General features: G+C 44.0%; 17 protein-coding genes and 1 pseudogene. 13 read left to right on the top strand and 5 right to left on the bottom strand.

The annotated features are described in order from the left end of the window. The first annotated feature begins 2 nt into the window (after positions 1-2). The 5 genes and pseudogenes from L8106_RS22270 (at position 3) to L8106_RS22250 (ending at position 4,280) form a co-directional block, all read left to right on the top strand. Positions 3-842, top strand: a complete 840-nt coding sequence (locus L8106_RS22270) for a hypothetical protein (RefSeq protein WP_009786723.1) — start codon at positions 3-5, stop codon at positions 840-842. Further along, positions 839-1,654 carry a metallophosphoesterase gene (locus tag L8106_RS22265; RefSeq protein ID WP_009786722.1) on the top strand — a complete coding sequence of 272 codons (816 nt, stop codon included), beginning with the start codon at positions 839-841 and terminating at the stop codon, positions 1,652-1,654. The genes L8106_RS22270 and L8106_RS22265 overlap by 4 nt, the downstream gene beginning before the upstream one ends. Before the next feature lie 57 nt (positions 1,655-1,711). Continuing rightward, positions 1,712-2,749: a GTP-binding protein gene (locus L8106_RS22260; RefSeq protein WP_050779162.1), complete on the top strand. Its 1,038-nt coding sequence runs from the start codon at positions 1,712-1,714 to the stop codon at positions 2,747-2,749. Positions 2,750-2,817: 68 nt separating this feature from the next. Then, positions 2,818-3,429 (top strand): annotated as a pseudogene (folE, locus tag L8106_RS22255) (GTP cyclohydrolase I FolE). A gap of 146 nt (positions 3,430-3,575) precedes the next feature. Continuing rightward, entirely contained in the window at positions 3,576-4,280 is a 705-nt protein-coding gene (locus tag L8106_RS22250) for a hypothetical protein (protein ID WP_039896966.1), read from the top strand. Positions 4,281-4,312: 32 nt separating this feature from the next. On the opposite strand, the gene L8106_RS22245 is transcribed toward L8106_RS22250, so the two are convergent. Continuing rightward, complete coding sequence (locus L8106_RS22245) at positions 4,313-5,188, bottom strand: metal ABC transporter permease (RefSeq protein ID WP_009786717.1); 876 nt, start codon at positions 5,186-5,188, stop codon at positions 4,313-4,315. A 15-nt stretch (positions 5,189-5,203) separates the two neighbouring features. Then, positions 5,204-5,923: a metal ABC transporter ATP-binding protein gene (locus tag L8106_RS22240; protein ID WP_009786716.1), complete on the bottom strand. Its 720-nt coding sequence runs from the start codon at positions 5,921-5,923 to the stop codon at positions 5,204-5,206. Between the two features lie 52 nt (positions 5,924-5,975). Here L8106_RS22240 and L8106_RS22235 point away from each other — a divergent pair, with 52 nt between their 5' ends. The 4 genes from L8106_RS22235 (at position 5,976) to L8106_RS22220 (ending at position 10,410) form a co-directional block, all read left to right on the top strand. Further along, positions 5,976-7,016: a metal ABC transporter solute-binding protein, Zn/Mn family gene (locus tag L8106_RS22235; RefSeq protein WP_009786715.1), complete on the top strand. Its 1,041-nt coding sequence runs from the start codon at positions 5,976-5,978 to the stop codon at positions 7,014-7,016. A gap of 110 nt (positions 7,017-7,126) precedes the next feature. After that, positions 7,127-8,038 carry an alpha/beta fold hydrolase gene (locus tag L8106_RS22230; protein ID WP_009786714.1) on the top strand — a complete coding sequence of 304 codons (912 nt, stop codon included), beginning with the start codon at positions 7,127-7,129 and terminating at the stop codon, positions 8,036-8,038. A 330-nt stretch (positions 8,039-8,368) separates the two neighbouring features. After that, positions 8,369-9,340: a GTP-binding protein gene (locus tag L8106_RS22225; protein ID WP_009786713.1), complete on the top strand. Its 972-nt coding sequence runs from the start codon at positions 8,369-8,371 to the stop codon at positions 9,338-9,340. Continuing rightward, a complete protein-coding gene (locus tag L8106_RS22220) occupies positions 9,328-10,410 on the top strand; it encodes a WD40 repeat domain-containing protein (protein ID WP_009786712.1) in 1,083 nt (360 codons plus the stop codon). Before L8106_RS22225 ends, L8106_RS22220 begins: the two co-directional genes overlap by 13 nt. Positions 10,411-10,563: 153 nt before the next feature. On the opposite strand, the gene L8106_RS22215 is transcribed toward L8106_RS22220, so the two are convergent. Further along, positions 10,564-10,785: a hypothetical protein gene (locus L8106_RS22215; protein WP_009786711.1), complete on the bottom strand. Its 222-nt coding sequence runs from the start codon at positions 10,783-10,785 to the stop codon at positions 10,564-10,566. A 79-nt stretch (positions 10,786-10,864) separates the two neighbouring features. Then, positions 10,865-11,902 (bottom strand): tyrosine-type recombinase/integrase, encoded by a 1,038-nt coding sequence (locus L8106_RS22210; protein ID WP_009786710.1) that lies wholly within the window; start codon positions 11,900-11,902, stop codon positions 10,865-10,867. Between the two features lie 1,084 nt (positions 11,903-12,986). Here L8106_RS22210 and L8106_RS32510 point away from each other — a divergent pair. From L8106_RS32510 to L8106_RS22195, 3 genes are all read left to right on the top strand, one after another. Continuing rightward, a complete protein-coding gene (locus tag L8106_RS32510) occupies positions 12,987-13,211 on the top strand; it encodes a hypothetical protein (protein ID WP_009786709.1) in 225 nt (74 codons plus the stop codon). Positions 13,212-13,534: 323 nt separating this feature from the next. Next, positions 13,535-13,822, top strand: coding sequence for a helix-turn-helix domain-containing protein (locus L8106_RS34585; protein WP_009786708.1), 288 nt, complete (start codon positions 13,535-13,537; stop codon positions 13,820-13,822). 1 nt (position 13,823) lies between these two features. Next, positions 13,824-14,825 (top strand): RNA-guided endonuclease InsQ/TnpB family protein, encoded by a 1,002-nt coding sequence (locus tag L8106_RS22195; protein ID WP_369749448.1) that lies wholly within the window; start codon positions 13,824-13,826, stop codon positions 14,823-14,825. Between the two features lie 105 nt (positions 14,826-14,930). On the opposite strand, the gene L8106_RS22190 is transcribed toward L8106_RS22195, so the two are convergent. Then, positions 14,931-15,266, bottom strand: coding sequence for a XisI protein (locus L8106_RS22190; RefSeq protein WP_009786706.1), 336 nt, complete (start codon positions 15,264-15,266; stop codon positions 14,931-14,933). A 390-nt stretch (positions 15,267-15,656) separates the two neighbouring features. On the opposite strand from L8106_RS22190, the gene L8106_RS22185 reads away from it, so the two are divergent. Beyond that, positions 15,657-16,961 (top strand): AIPR family protein, encoded by a 1,305-nt coding sequence (locus tag L8106_RS22185; protein WP_009786705.1) that lies wholly within the window; start codon positions 15,657-15,659, stop codon positions 16,959-16,961. Positions 16,962-17,029 lie beyond the last annotated feature (68 nt).

Raw genomic sequence — 17,029 nt, 5'->3', positions numbered from 1 at the left:
TAATGGTTCTCATTCTTTGCTATATCTATAATAATGATTATTGTTACCAAAAGGAAGCGGCGATGATTACTGCGGTTACTGGCCCCCCAGGTGCGGGTAAAACCCACTGGATACGAGAACAAATTAGCAAAACCACAGAACCCGTTGGCTATTTCAACCCCGGAGAAGGTTCTGTTGTTATTGACGGGACTTGTATCGCCTGCGAATTTCCCCTGGTGCAAATTTTCACCTCGGGCGAGGAATTACAACGATTTAATCCCGAGTTAGTATCAACCACTTATATCGAGATTCCCTGGCATTTCGACCTATCTTCCGTAGAACCTTTACTAACCCGATTAAACACAAAACGCATTGCCATTATCCCCTCATCCTCTGAAAATACCGAATGGGAAAACTGGGCAGATTTGGCGATTTTAGGAAATAAAAATCTTGCCGAAGCTTTCAGTAAAATTAATCATTATTCCGGACAAATTCATCGCCACCTACTCACCGGAGAAATTATCGACTGGGCGAGTTTAACCCTGTTTTGGTTTGAACTTATTCAAGGAGCTTACGGGGAAGTAATTCGGGCGAAAGGAATTTTTGATATTGTTAGCGGAGAATCCATTTATGGGGATTTTGTAGCGGGAACAATCAATCAAGAATTTGTCGCTTTGGAGGTTCCCCTGTGGTTAACCGGAAGACCCGAACGGTTTAGCGGTTTGGAAATTGTCGGATTTAATTTACAACTCAAAGAAATCTCCCAAACCCTGAAATATTGCTTCATCCCCGAATCCCAAATTGATTATTATCAACAACAAATTCAAACCTCATTACAAACCGAGGAGGAAGTCACCCCATGAAAATAGCAGTCCTGTCTTGCATTCACGGAAACTATGAAGCGTTAAATGCTGTTTTATTAGATATCGACGAACAAAAGGCCGAAAAAATATATTGTTTGGGAGATTTAGTCGGTTACGGTCCCTTTCCTCATGCAGTGGTCGAACAAATTCGTTCCCTCGATATTCCCACCGTTCAAGGCTGTTGGGATGAAGATATTGTAGAAGGATTAAATGCTTGTGAATGCAGTTATCCGTCGCTGTTAGCCGAACGTCGGGGACGTTTCGCCCACGAGTGGACGCACAACAATATTTATCCCGAAACTCGCGAATTCTTAGCCCAACTTCCCCTAACTTTAAAAACAGAAAATCTCTGTTTTGTTCACGGTTCGCCCCACAGCAACCACGAATATTTAATGCCGAATATGGACGCATTTACCGCCCTAGAACGAGTCTTATCGGCCGAGGCGGATGTGTTATTTTGTGGTCATACTCATATCCCTTATATACGCAAGTTAGAAGGGGGTCAACTTCAAGTAAAAATTAATCAACCCCATTTAAACGATGAACAAAACCTCAGTTTTACCACCCCCTTAAAACACATTATTAACGTCGGTTCCGTCGGAGAACCCCGTCACGGTCGCCCCAATGCCACCTATGTTATTTATGATACCGAGACTCAGGGGGCAACGTTGCGAGAGGTTGAATATGATTATCAAAAAACCTGTGCCGCCATCATTGAGAAAGGTTTACCGCCCATTTTTGCTTGGCGTTTAGCCCAGGGGTTAGAATACGCCGAAAAAGCAGATGACCCCACTCACGTCTGTCAGCGCTAAAAACTTGCTTTCGATTTTGATAACTGTTATCATTCTTGCAGATCTTCCGGCTTAACAATGTCTATGGAAACTCTCCCCTCCTCCACTCTGGATATTCCCAAACGGGGAATGCCCGTGACCATTATTACAGGTTTTTTAGGAAGCGGAAAAACCACCCTGTTGAATGAAATTCTCGCCAACAAACAGGACTTAAAAGTAGCGGTTTTGGTGAATGAATTTGGCGATATTAACATTGATGCTCAACTGTTAATCTCCACAGAAGAAGATATGCTAGAGTTGAGTAACGGTTGTATTTGCTGCACAATTAATGAAGGTTTGGTCGATGCGGTTTATCGGGTTCTCGAACGAGAAGAACAAGTGGATTATATGGTCATTGAAACCACGGGAGTTGCGGACCCGTTACCGATTATTTTAACCTTTTTGGGGACGGAACTGCGAGAACTAACTCGCCTGGATTCTATTATTACCCTCGTCGATGCAGAAGCGTTTACTCCCGAACATTTTGACAGTGAAGCCGCCCTCAAACAAATTGTCTATGGGGATGTGGTTCTTTTAAATAAAACTGACCTAGCCGCCCCAGAACAAGTTGAAGAAGTAGAAGCTTATATTCAAACCGTTAAACCCGGTGCGAGAATTTTAAGAACCCAACAGGCAAAAGTTCCTTTACCGCTTGTTTTAGATGTTGGTTTAACCCCAGTTGAACTGTATCAAGCCTCAGAAGAACATCACCATCACGAACATCACCATCACCATTCCCCTCACTTAGATAATGATGGTTTTATCTCTGTTTCTTTCCAAAGTCATTCTCCCTTTGATATTGAAAAATTTGAGAAATTTTTAACGGAAGAAATGCCGATAGAAGTCTTTCGTGCAAAAGGAATTCTCTGGTTTGATAATAGCGAAATGCGCCACATTTTCCAACTCAGCGGCCCTCGATACGATATCCAAGTTGAGGAATGGATAAATTCACCGCAGAACCAGATTGTGTTTATTGGTCGTCACTTAGAAGCCCATAAAATCCGTCAACAGTTGCAAAACTGTTTAATCTTAGAACCGACTAAATTAGCACAAGCGATGGGTTTAAAATTATTTTAAATCTTGGTTTTTTGTCTAATTTAACTGTAAAAAATTGTCGTTTAGTTTAGGAACAAAACTCTAAATCTATGACCTTAGCCAACTCCTCGCCGAAAGGAAATCCAAACGGGAACTTACCGAATTTAAAAACTCAATCTGAACTCCCGGTTTCCGAAGAAGAAATGCGTCAAGCGGTGCGGACGTTGCTACTAGGACTCGGAGAAAATCCGGATCGCGAAGGCTTAAAAGATACCCCCAAACGGGTTGTTAAAGCCTGAAAATTTCTAACCTCGGGTTATCATCAATCCCTGGATGAATTGCTGAATGGAGCGATTTTTCACGAACAAACCGATGAAATGGTGTTGGTGCGAGATATCGATATTTTTAGTTCTTGCGAACATCATATTTTGCCGATTTTAGGTCGCGCTCATGTGGCTTACATTCCGGATGGAAAAGTGATAGGATTATCTAAAGTCGCTCGCATCTGTGAAATGTACGGTAGACGGTTACAAGTTCAAGAACGATTAACCGCTCAAATTGCTGATGCTTTACAAGGTTTATTGAAGCCTAAAGGTGTGGCTGTTGTTGTGGAAGCTAGCCATATGTGTATGGTCATGCGGGGCGTTCAGAAAGTCGGTTCTTGGACGTCTACCAGTGCGGTGCGGGGTGTCTTTGCTGAAGATGCAAAAACTCGCCAATAATTTATGAGTTTGATCCGTCATACTCCAAGTTGGGGCTAGTTTCAATTCTCCAATTTTAATTCTCGAACTTTTCGCGTGCTATTGATAGGGGTGGGATGTATTCCCATCTCTATTTTATCAAATTTATCAGGAAACAGCAAGTTAAAATGTGGGCAATTTTAAGTGGAATTGAGGGGAATCTCAAGGCTTATGAAGCGGTGATTAATGATTTGAAACAACATAATTTTCCTCTCGAAGAATTGTATATTTTAGGAGATTTAGTCGGACTTAATTCCCAAACAGAAGCGCTTGTCGAACGGGTGAGAGAACCCCGGAACGGAGAATTAACCCCGCAAGTTTGTATCGGTTGGTGGGAAGAACAATGTTTTAATTTGTACGGTTTGGGCGGCAATGTAGAGGCGACAGAATTAAAAGACAAATATGGAGCAGATGGGGTAAAATTATTGTGGGATTGTGTTTCGAGAGAAACGGTTCAATGGCTGAGACAGCAACATTTTGGCTTTTTTGAATTGGATTGTTTGTTGATTCACGGAAGCAGTGTTAATGTGGGCGATGAATTAACCCCCCAAACACCCCCTTGGACGTTGTTAGATCGACTTCAACGGGGCGAAGCCAACCGTTTATTTTGTGGTCGTTCCGGTTTAATCTTTCAGTACGAGTTACAAACCGGTTCAATTTCTAGTTCCGTTTTAACTCTTAATGAACAACAACCCACTCAAACTTTTACCCCTTCTAAAAAACAAGTGATTGGGGTGGGAAATGTAGGCCGAGAACCGGGAAAAGCCACCTATACTTTATATCATCCCGATACCTATTTTATTAAATTTCAGACGGTTTATTATTCTCCCTAAAAATACGGATAATTAATCGGGAATTATAACTCTTATTGTTTCCATTGTTTGAACTTTTGAAGAATAGATCGGGGACTGTTTGCTTCCGGACGGGTTAAAATCCCCTGAGAAGGACTGAACAGCAAAGCCAGAATAAATAACCCCGAAACCGTCAACACAATAGCCGCCCCGGAAGGAACATTCAGATAGTAGCTAATATACATCCCCGCCACGCTGCTAAAAATGCCAAAAATTGCCCCCAATCCCATCATTTGATGCAATTCTTTCACCAACAAATAAGCCGTAATTCCCGGACCAATTAACAGCGAAACCACCAACACAACCCCCACCGCCTGCATACTGGCAATAATCGTTAAGGTAATCGCAGAAACCAAGCCAATATTAATTAAATTTACAGGTAATCCCATCGCCTGCGCTCCCAAAGGATTGAACGTATAAAACAAAAGTTCCTTGTAAAACAGCCGAACGCAGAGTAAAATAAAGAGGGTAATCATTAACGTTCTGACAACATCCCGAGTGGTGACGCTCAAAATATCCCCAAACAGAAAACTGTGCAAATCGAGTTTGCTTTCAAGAACCGTAATCAGCAGAATTCCCAAGGCTAAAAACCCCGAAAATACTAAAGCCATAGCCACATCTATTTTGACCCGAGATTGGGATTGAATCCAAGCAATAATTAGCGTGCTGACTGTTCCCGAAATAAACGCTCCCAGAAAAATATCAATCCCCAAATAAAACGCAATTGCCAGTCCGGGTAAAACCGCATGGGCGATCACATCTCCCAACAATCCCATGCGCTGCACAATTAAATAACTGCCCACAACCGGACACAAAATCCCCATCAAAACCGCCACTAATACGGCGTGGCGCATAAATTCAAAACTTAGCGGATCGAGCAACCAATTCATTAATAATCACCCAGTTTAACCCCGCAATAAAATCACATTATCCCCGTAGGCTTTTTGTAGATTTTCTGCGGTCATTACTTGCGAACGGGTTCCCTCGGCGATGATGTGTTTGTTAATCAGCAAAAACCGATCGTACTGGCGGGAAACTTCCCCCAATTCGTGGCCGACAACCAACAAAGTTTTGCCCTGATGTTTCAACTCATCAAACACCTGAAAAATCACCGCTTCCGTCTTTTTATCCACTCCCACAAACGGTTCATCAAAAAAGAATAATTCCGCCTCTTGTGCCAAGGCTTGGGCTAAAAAAACGCGCTGCTGTTGACCGCCAGAAAGTTCGCCAATTTGTCGGTCTTTAAACTCCCACATTCCCACTCTCATTAACGCCGATTTTACCACTTCTTGAGAGTAACGAGAAGGTGATCGAAACCATCCCGTGTGACGGGTACGCGCCATCATTACCACATTTTTAACCGCGATCGGATAATCCCAATCAATTTGCGATCGCTGCGGAATATAAGCAACTTGGGAGAGTTGATCTTTTAAAGACCGTTGATGATAGCGGATCACCCCTTCAGACGCCGGAATTAACCCCAACATCGCCTTCAGCATCGTACTTTTACCCGCACCATTCGGCCCAATAATCCCCACCAGTTGACCCGCTTCCAGACGAAAGCTGACATCCTCGACCGCACAAACCCCCCGGTAGTTGACCGCCAGATGCAGAACTTCTAACATCGTTCATTTTGGTGTAACATAATGATAATCATTATCGTAACAGAGGTCAGCCATGTTAGGAAATGTCAACCTCAAGCCCCTGGTGGGGTTAACCTTGCTTTGGGCCTCGGTCGGGTGTAATTCGTCACCTCCAAACGTTACCAACCAGAGCGGCGCAACTGCTCCATCCGCCTTGGAAACTGGCGTAACTCTTCCCTCCGTTGTCGCCACTACGAGTATCATTTGTGACTTAACCCGGCAGGTTGCCCAAGAAACGGTTAACCTCAACTGTTTGGTGAAAGCGGGTGAAGACCCCCACGTTTATCAGCCCAAACCCGAGGACCGCAAGGCGATCGATACCGCCAATTTAATTTTATACGCGGGGTACGACTTCGATCCAAGTTTAATTCGATTGGTGGAAGCCACAAGCAACCCCGCCCCCAAAATTGCCGTCCACGAGGTCGCCGTCCCCCAACCGTTGATGGGAGAAGCCCACGATCACGGTCATGGGAATGATAATCACGACCACAGCCACGACCACGGCGAAGAATTAGCCCCCGATCCTCATGTTTGGCACGATCCGGAAAATGGGATTCAAATGGTCGAAGTTATTGCCGAATCTTTGGCAAATTTACAGCCAGAAAAGGCGGAACTTTATCAACAAAATGCCGAACAAATCGCGGCTGAACTTGCAGAAATTGATGGTTGGATTCAGTCTAAAATTTCCACCATTCCCCCCAATCAACAAAAGCTTGTCACCACCCACGATGCGCTGGGTTACTATGTGAATGCTTACGGTCTTTCCTACGAAGGGGCGTTGCAGGGATTTAGTACAGATGAAGCCCCAACTGCGTCGCGAGTCGGGGAACTGGTGCGGGAGATTCAAGCGGCAAATGTACCGACGATTTTTGCAGAATCAACGAGCAATCCTCAACTCCTCGAAACGGTTGCCAAAGAAGCAAATATTCAAGTTTCCGAGCAAGAATTATATGCAGATGGTTTGGGAGAAACCGGAAGCGATGCCGAAACCTATCAACAAATGCTCAAATCAAATACGCGCACAATTGTTGAAGGCTTGGGCGGAAATTATACGCCGTTTACCGCTCAAAAATAAACCGTTTTCGGCGAAAAATTCACCCCCGCACCGGGCTGAAAAATTGACCGCAGAATGAGCGAAAAAAACCCAGACGTTGTATAATAATTTCAGTGGAAATTTGAACGCCCATGACTGTCCTGACCAACACCGCCACAACCCCTCTTCGCCCCCAAATAGGCGGGGCGGTTGAAACATGGGTCTGGAATGGTGAACAGCCCGTTACCGTCGTTTACGAAACCCTCGGACAAGGCGATCCGGTTTTGCTGCTTCCGGCGATGAGTACCGTTTCCAGTCGTGGAGAAATGGCCGGACTCGCTCAAAGGCTAGCCCCCCAATTTCAAGCGATCGCCCCCGACTGGCCGGGTTTTGGCGACTCAGACCGTTTACCGCTACAATATCGGCCGGGGCTTTATCATCAATTTCTCAAAGATTTTGTCAACTCTGTCTGTCAGACCCCCCTCAAGGTGATCGCCGCCGGTCATAGTGCGGGTTATGTGATGAAGTTGGCGGCTTCTCAACCGGGTTTATTTGCTAAAATCGTCCTTGTCGCTCCCACTTGGCGGGGTCCCCTGCCCACGATGGGGGCGAGTTCGGCGGTATCTGGTACGGTGCGAAATTTGGTGCGATCGCCAATTTTCGGACAACTCCTCTACAAACTCAACACCACTCCGGCTTTCCTGCGGTTGATGTATCGCCGCCACGTTTACACCGACTCAACCCTGCTGACGCCCGAGTTTATGCGGGAAAAATGGAATATCACCCAACAACCGGGGGCGAGGTTTGCACCTGCGGCGTTTGTGACCGGTACCCTAGACCCCGCATCGGGGCGAGAGGAGTTTCTCAACTGGTTTCAACCGCTACCCGCTCCGATAATGGTTATCGTTAGCGACCAGGCACCGCCGGGATCGAAAGCGGAAATGCAGGCGATCGCGAACCTGGAAGGGGTGGAAGTTCGCCACCTGTCCGGTTCTTTGGGACTCCACGAAGAACATCCCTCAGCCGTCATGGAAGCGGTTCAACCCTTTTTACAGCAAGGCTAAACCGAATGTTAGGTCGGATGTAAAATCGGTCAGGCGCTCGGCGATCGCTAAAAACCCCATTCAGAAGGCAGAGGGCAGAGGGCAGAGGGCAGAGGGCAGAGGGTAAGATCTCCCCACCTCCCCAGGTGACAGTGACCAGTGACCAGTGACCAGTGACCAGTGTGACAGCGTTAACCTCGAAACCCAACCGTCAACCCATCCGTTTCTTAAAGCGTTAACCTCGAAACCCAACCGTCAACCCATCCGTTTACCATCCTCCCCATTCCCTAAAATAATCCCTTGCTTTTTGTGCGATAATGGTTATCATTTTATAAAAGCCGAGGTAGAGCTATGGTTAACGCTGTTGCAAAAGATACAGTTCCCGTCACCGTATTAACAGGATATTTGGGGGCGGGAAAAACAACATTGCTGAATCGAATTTTAACCCACGAACACGGTAAAAAAGTTGCGGTAATTGTGAATGAATTTGGAGAAGTTGGCATTGATAACCAGCTTGTGATCGATGCCGATGAAGAAATATTTGAGATGAATAACGGCTGTATTTGTTGCACCGTTCGGGGCGATTTAATCCGAATTATTGGCAACTTAATGAAACGCCGAGATAAATTCGATCATCTCGTGATAGAAACCACCGGACTCGCCGACCCTGCCCCCGTCATTCAAACCTTTTTTGTCGATGAGGATATGCAGGAAAAACTGTTACTCGATGCCGTTGTCACCGTTGTGGATGCCAAACATATTTGGCAACATTGGGAAGCCGACGAAGCCCAAGAACAAATGGCATTTGCTGATATTATTTTACTCAATAAAGTCGATTTAGTCAAGCCAGAAGAACTCGACGAACTGGAAAAACGCATTAAAAAAATGAACGCAATGGCGAAAATTTATCGCACCCAAAACGCCCAATTAGAAATGGAAGCGTTGCTGGGGGTTCGAGCCTTTGACGTGAAACGAGCCTTAGAAATTGACCCGGAATTTTTAAACGAAGACGCCCACGAACACGACGAAACCGTTAAATCTGTCGCTTTAGTTGAAAGCGGGGAATTAGACGGAGAAAAACTCAATCAATGGATCGGCGAACTCTTGCAAAATCAAGGCCCGGATATCTTCAGAATGAAAGGAATTGTGAATATTGCCGGCGAAGATCACCGCTACGTTTTTCAGGGGGTTCATATGCTGTTTAACGGTATCCCCGACCGCCCCTGGAAGCCCCAAGAAACCCGCAAAAATGAATTAGTATTTATCGGTCGCAACCTCAACGCAGAACAGTTAAAAGAGGGCTTTCGCCAGTGTTTGATTTAGGCAAAAACAAAAAAAATCGCACCCCTTCAACCCGATTAAAAACCCATGAAAACCTAACGCTATCCGATTATATTACCGCCGTTAAATGGTCGCCCGAAGGTTTACTAGCCGCCAGTTCCGCCTGTGGAGAAATTATCCTCTGGCATCAAAAAGAGCAGGTATTCGTATTACAATCGGAGACGGAAAAATCTATTGATTGTCTGTCCTTTTCTCGGGACGGTCAATATCTCGCCGCCGGGGGACAGGATGGCGTAGTGAAAATTTGGCACCTCCCCACCCAAACCCTCACCCCTCTCGACCCCACATCCGCCTGGGTTGACCAACTCGCCTGGAGTTCAACGACCAACCAACTCGCCTTTAGTCGGGGTCGGACGGTGCAAATTTGGGACGCCGAAACCCATCGGGAAGTCACACAGTTGAACTTTCACGACTCATCGGTGTTGTGTCTGGCTTGGCATCCCGTCCTTGATACATTGGCGGTTGGCGGCTATCAGGGGGTGAAAATTTGGCAGGGTTCCAACTGGGAGGATGACCCCCATGTATTACAAATTCCTTCCGCCAGCCAAGCCGTCGCCTGGTCCCCCGATGGCAAGTATATCGCCTGCGGGAACCTCGATAGAACCCTGGCGGTGGTCGAATGGGGAAACCCCCATCCCTGGGTGATGCGGGGTTTTCCGGGGAAAGTGCGGTCTTTGGCTTGGTCGGACTCGCCGACGGTGTTGGGGGCGCCGCTGTTGGCTGTCGCCAGTGCGGAAGGGGTTGTTATTTGGGAAAAACAAATTCAAGAAGAGGCGGGTTGGGAAGGTTGGGTGTTGGAAGGACACCGGGAAAATGTCACCGGAATTGAGTTTCAACCGGGTACGTTTCTGTTAGCTTCGGGAAGCGAAGAAGGAGCGGTTTGTTTGTGGCATTCGGCCGAAAAAATCATCCAAACCTTGGAAGATGGGGTTGATGGTTTTTCCTGTTTGTCGTGGCACCCTCGAGGAGAATTTCTCGCCGCAGGAGGACGGCGGGGAGAACTTATAATTTGGTCAAAGTCTACTTCGGGACGGGGGTTTGCTCGAAAATAAAAGCCGGGTTTTTTTATGAAAAAAAATCGTTATCGCTAGCCAATAGGCTCCCCCGGATCGAAAGCTGAAAGGTCGGCGATCGCCAAAACTAAGATTGGCTGATGTTGAGTGATTTATAATTGTTAATTCACCCAACATCAAATCTAGCTCGATTTAATTCACGGTTTTTTTTCGGGTAAAATACCAAATCAAGCTGACAATTCCCAATCCAAATATTGGGTCGGCTTCGGGAACTTTAGTGGCAATCATTCGCTGTCCAAAGTCATCTCCTGCTGTCGGATCGTTTAGCAATTGAGTGCTGGTTCGAGTGAAAAAAGCAACATCTTTGAGTATCAAAGTTGAAATTGAACTCCGAATAGGTAAGATGATTGTCAATAAATTATTTAATTAGATTTCCCTCCGGATCGTAAAATGCGATATTAAAGGAGTAGAAGCAAGTCTGAGTCTTCTTTTCTCAAATTTCAGACGATTTATTATTCTCCGTGATTTCTTGACGATTATCATTCTCAAATTTAATCCCCAACTTCAAGGCGGGGTTATTTTCCCAGCGATCGCCAACGTGGGCGTAAATACAAGTGGTTCGCGGATCGGCGTGTCCTAACAAATCTTGAACCTGACGCAACTCCGCCCCTGATCGCAAAGCTAAAGTTCCTGCCGTGTGTCTCAAGCTGTGAGTGGATAAAGTCCGCCCTGGCGTTTGTTTTAATTGGGCTTCTTTGAGATACCCATCGACAATTAAACGAATTCCCCGCCGAGAAATGCGTTTTCCTCCCGCCCGATTTCCGACGGCAACAAACAACGGACTTGAGGGTTTAAGCTGTCCTTCTGCGGCTTCTCGGCGTTCGAGATAAACCCTCAACAATTGAGCGATTTCGGGTGTTAGGGGTACGATGCGAATATTGCGCTTTCCTTCAACGCGAATCCCCCAATTTTTACCCTGCCTTACGATATCACAAATATTCGCCCGATGCAACTCTACCGTTCGCGGCCCTTCTAAGGTTAAAATCGCCAAAAGAGCTTTATCCCGTGCCGATTTCAGGCTACCATCATCTGGTATTGTTGCAAACAATTGTTCTACTTCCGAGGCTTCTAAGTAGGTAATTTTTTCAGCGGGATCGTGTTTTTCTTTAGGGGCTTTTACCCCGGTTGCGGGGTTAACAGTTAGGAGTCCTTTTTCCATTGCGGCTTGATAAAATCTTCGTACTACAGAAAGTTTTAAGGCAATGGTTGCGGGTTTAAATCCTTTTTTATCAATCATCCAACGACGGTATTTTTTGATGTCATTTTTATTAATTTCAGCCGGATGAAGCTGTCTCTGATCGCACCAGTCCAGAAATTGAATCAGTTGACGTTTGTAGGTGATCAGGGTGTCTGTCGCTGCATCTCCCGCCCCGACATCCAGATCGAGAAAATCAGCAAAGACTTCCAGAAGATGATCAACAGGAATCGGAGAATCAAGCGACTGTGTAACTAGAGAAGTGGGAACAGACATAAGGTATTGGGGAGGTTTATAGAGATTATATCATGTCTAATACTGATAATTACCCTTACCGGAATTAGTTACACCCCTTGAATTGAAACGTTTATAGCTACTGATCCGGAAAATGACCGAAAAAATTGGGATACAAGCCCCGTCCTTTAGGACGGCTTTATGTTAAACTTTCTTTTGTGGAAAGGGTAATCAACCACACTAAAAACCCAGTCGCCGAAAGGCAGCGCACCTTGACGCACTGAAGTCATGGGGTTCCGCACAGGAAAGCTTGTGCGCTTATTAGCGCGCAACGCAACAAGTACAGAGAAACCAAGATTTTAGGTTTTGAACTGTAGGGTAGGGCATACCCAAACAGGTTTCTGAAATGGAGCAAAACGCTTGAGGAGAATCCATCTCTGGTATAGATAGGTCGCCCTGTCTGTATTAAGTGGACTCGCTGAACCAAGAATCCCCGCCGTTTACGGCGCGGGAGTGTCAATCCGGTTTACAGAAGCTCTCCCGAAGCATAGACTAAAATAAGTTGAGAGCCTCAGATTCTAACTTCAGCAGTTGTCAGCACCCCGCCCTAAAGAGCAGGGGCCGAAGCGCCTCTCTTTTTAGGTAGCTAGTACCCGCCTAAGTCCCTTGAGGGCTACGTTATCGGTGAGAGTTAACGTTCCGAGCGGGAGATGCGTGGCCAGTCTCCGGCTCTAGAACCACAGCATTAAACAGTCCTACGAGGGGTAAGACAGTGTGTTGTGGAAAGTACCGACCGATAACATTGGCGAGGCAAACATTACCCCAGAAATGGGTGTTGGGGGCAACCATACCCCCATTAATTTTTTTATACAGGCGGTTAAAACCGCTCGTGTCGTTTTTCCTCCCCGGTCTAAAGACACGGGGCTTCCAAACTCCCGGAGGTTTCTCGTGATAATTATCACTCACTCATTTGATCGCTATCACACAATTAACGGACTTTAACCCATATTCTGCATTGATAGATCTCACATTGGATAAAGATCAAAGTCAATTCCTTTCAGCACCTCTATCACTGAAACTAGAGGAAATATGGACTATAGATAAGGTGGGGAGAGGAATAAAACTTATGCAAAAATGTACAACTTGTCCAAAAATACACTGTCCTTTTCAAAAGGCAGGAATTAAAATCTCAGGGTTCTCATTGTTTATCGTTGGGTGTAAAATTAGCTATCGAGGAGAACAGATATTTGATTTAAGCTGGTTAATTGGAGGTAAACCCTTTATGCGTTTGCGAAAATCTCAAGTCCAAAAAGCCCTCATCAAACCAGATAACAATCAAATGGCTAGTTAAGCAAACACACTTGAACTCACACTCACTCACGCCAAAATCCTTTAACACATTGTTTTTAAAACACTCAGTTCATTAACTTTCGATCCAGTTTCATCAGATAATCTCGACCATATCTTTCATTTTCTAGACCCTCAAATAAAACCGAGGGTAAATTTTGACCGAAATAAAAGCGGGATACAAGCCCCGTCCTTTAGGACGGTTAACCTAGATTGATTCACAGTTATTTAGGTGTACGTTGATTAGCTACATATCTAGGCTTTCACTTGTTAATATTTGTTTCCGGTACTTGACTACACAGACGAGCGTGAATCTTGAGGTCTGTAATGCTGTGTCTTCCTTTCCTTAACTCCATTGTCGTTGTTGCAGACCAATGGTACAATGATACCATGAAATCAAGATACCAGTACCGAATCTACCCAACAACTGAGCAACAAACCAAATTGGCTAAACTGTTTGGTTGTTGTCGGGTTGTGTGGAATGATGCCTTAGCGCATTGTATTGAACTCTATAAGGCAGGAGAGAAGAAACTGAGCAATTCTCAACTCCAGAAACGGTTCATCACCCAAGCCAAGAAAACGGTAGAACGGGAGTGGTTGCGCATAGGTCTCTAACATCCCTTTACAGCAATCGCTTAACGACTTAGAACAGGCTTATCATAACTTTTTTAAGTCGTGCAAAGGTAAGCGGAAGGGAAAGAAAGTTAGACCACCTAAGTTTAAAAAAAGAAACACTAAACAATCAGCTAGATTTAGAGTTGGTGGTTTCAAATTGAAGGAAGACAAGATATCTTTATCCAAAATTGGCAAACTAAAGATTATCTGGTCAAAACCTTTGACGAACCCGCCTTCATCGGTTACTGTAATTAAAGATGCAGCTAACAGATACTTTCTTAGTTTTGTTGTTGAAATCAATCAACAACTATTGCCTGAGTCACCTAACAGCGTAGGAATTGATTTAGGAATCAAGACATTTGCTGTACTAAGCACAGGAGAAAAAATAGACGCTCCCAAACCGTTGAAGAAACGAATTAAACACCTGCGGAAACTAGACCGCAATCTATCTCGAAAACAGAAAGGTTCCAATCGGTACGAACGAGCAAGAGTCAGGAAAGCCAAGCTCTATGCTCGGATGAAAGACACCCGTAAAGACTTCCTGCACAAATTGTCAACCCGAATAATTCACGAAAACCAAGTGATTGTTTTGGAGGATTTAAACGTTGCAGGGATGGTCAAGAATCACAAGCTATCTAAGGCTATTAGCGATTTAGGATGGAGACAGTTTAGAACTTTTCTTGAGGGTAAGGCTGAAAAATATGGTCGTGATTTTCGAGTAATTAGCCGTTGGGAACCCACAAGTCAAAAATGTTCTTGTTGCGGTTTTGTTGGTGGCAAATTAGATCTTTCTGTCAGGGAATGGACTTGTTTAAATTGCGGAACAGTTCACGACAGAGATAGTAACGCAGCAGTTAATATTTTGGTCGCCGGAGGACATTCGGAGACTCTAAATGGACGTGGAGGCAAGCGTCAGACTTTTGTTAAAGAAGCGGCAGCCGTTGAAGCGTCAACCCACCTAGAAAAACCTGTGCAGTTATCAATATTTGATATTTTGCAGTAGGTTTTCTGTTAGGAATCCTCTTCGTTCACGGAGAGGAGGATGTCAATGACTTCCGGGCTACAGGATACAGCCCTCAATGCGATCGCATGGGTTCAATCACTTTTTTTATCCCGTTGCATAATGGCCAAATTGACGTTTAAAAGCAGAATGAAAACCCAAGACAATATCTGAAGTCGGTACACCCCTCTCAACTAACTTTTCAGCTACAGCATCTTCAGTCCCATTATATTGAATCCAAATTTTGCCATCTTCAATATCAAAGTGCATGACCGGGCCAAATACTCGTTGATCTCCTTGCCATCCGACATAAGCAAGTTGATAATGATCATGTTCACGATCAAAAATGAGTTGTGCTTTCACTGTCTCAGTCTGGGTTGTAATTTGGCTGTGTTCAGTCAAAATTTGCTTAATCAATTGTCGATAGGATTCTAATTTATCCATTGCTTAATTTCCTCTCGTTTTGGGTCATAAACAATTAGCTTGACTTCATATAGTTTCGAGTGTTGTTTTTGCGGGAGTTCGCCCAAGTATGGGAGTGGAGTCCCCTACAGCCAACCCAAAAACCCGGTGAAGTGATCAGTGTATTGCAGCGACAACTATGAACGGAAAAAAAGGGTATTGTTTCATATACCCCAAAGACAAGTTATCAGGTATTTCACTCAAGAAGTATCATTTATTTTAAATGTTATCAGTATTTTCCACGAATTTTATAAAAATTCAGGTTATATTGAATTAAACATTCAGTATAACTATTGATGTGTAAATAGTTGGCTCCGGCTAAAATAGAAAAAGAACGTTACCTTTATTTATTTTTTTGATTGGAGCCTCGATATGTACAACCACGAAGTAAGCATCAGGTTTTCTATTTTCAACAATCAATACTCTACAATTTCTGCTGGCGAAAATGGTTTACAAAGAACAATCTTCTACTGCCGGGCATCAGAATTCCCAACCGAAGAAATAAAAAATTGGTTTGATGTCAATCCCCGAGAACCTAAAGTCAAAAAAACGGGTAAAGATCAAGGCAAACCTACGGGAAGCGTTGCACAAAAAGTTTTAGAAACTTTGGATATTGAACCCTATTCTTTTTGTTTGAAGAATCAAGGAATATCCCTGTCTGCTGAAAGTATACAAGAATATAAAGATGAAAATAATAATGTTTATGTTGATGTTAAATTCACGAATAAAAAATATCATGGTGTAGTTAATGGAGGACACACAACATACTGTATTGACTTTGCTCAAGTTAAAAAGAAAGAATCAAAAGGTGAACAATATTCTGATTTAAATGAGGCATTAGTTCCAATAGAAGTTAGAACAAATATTAAGTTAGATGACATTGTAGCAATGGCTGATGGGCTAAATAGTTCAATGTCAGTTGATCTTGAGTCTCTTTCTGACTTAAATGGAGATTTTGACAAAATAAAGGAAAGTTTAAAAAATAAAAAAGGTAATGACGAAGTAGCTTATCACCAAGGTGATAGTGGTAGTTTTGATATTAAAGATGTTTTACGAGTTTTAACTACTCTTAATATCGAAATTTGTCCAGATCCTGGTTCTGCTGTAGTTTATGGTGTTGGTAAACCAAGAGCAGCTCTAGAAGCTTTTAAAGAACGTAAAAGTGATCCCAACAATCAATCGTTTGAAGTCTTAGAGGCTCACACCTGGGAATTATTAGTTTTGCTTGAGAAAATTTGCCAGAAATTTTGGAAGAGTCAATCGGGAATGAAGATGGGTCGCACAAAAGAAAAAGGGAAAAAAACAGCAAAAGCTAACAAGAATGAAAGATACAGTAGCAAGGACTGTTGTTTTGCTGATGGAAAGCTTGAAGGAAAGCTATTATTAGGAGTATTTTTACCGGCTTTGTCTGCCTTCCGTTGCTTAATTGATAATGATGCTTTTAAACAAGGTCAATTGAAATGGAAAATAGACTATGAAAGTGTTCTTGAACCCTTCTGTGAACAGTACGCTACCTATGTATCAGAGAATAAAGGTGCTACAGAACCTGCAAACTTTGGCTCTCAGGCTAGTTCATATTCCAGTGCTTACTCTTTTTTGAAAGGAATAATGCAAGCTCGAGAAGTAGAAGAACTTCGCAAACGGATCGAGCAACTAGAAGAAACTCAAGACTCATAGAGATTTGATTTTTAAAATCATTAATTCCTCCTTGCTAACTGACCGACAGGTGTAAGGAGGAAATTGCA

The sequence above is a fragment of the Lyngbya sp. PCC 8106 genome (assembly GCF_000169095.1).
In the GTDB taxonomy this organism is placed as follows: domain Bacteria; phylum Cyanobacteriota; class Cyanobacteriia; order Cyanobacteriales; family Microcoleaceae; genus Capilliphycus.
The sequence above is the reverse complement of the archived record's forward strand: the minus strand, read 5'-3'. Positions and strand labels throughout refer to the sequence as shown.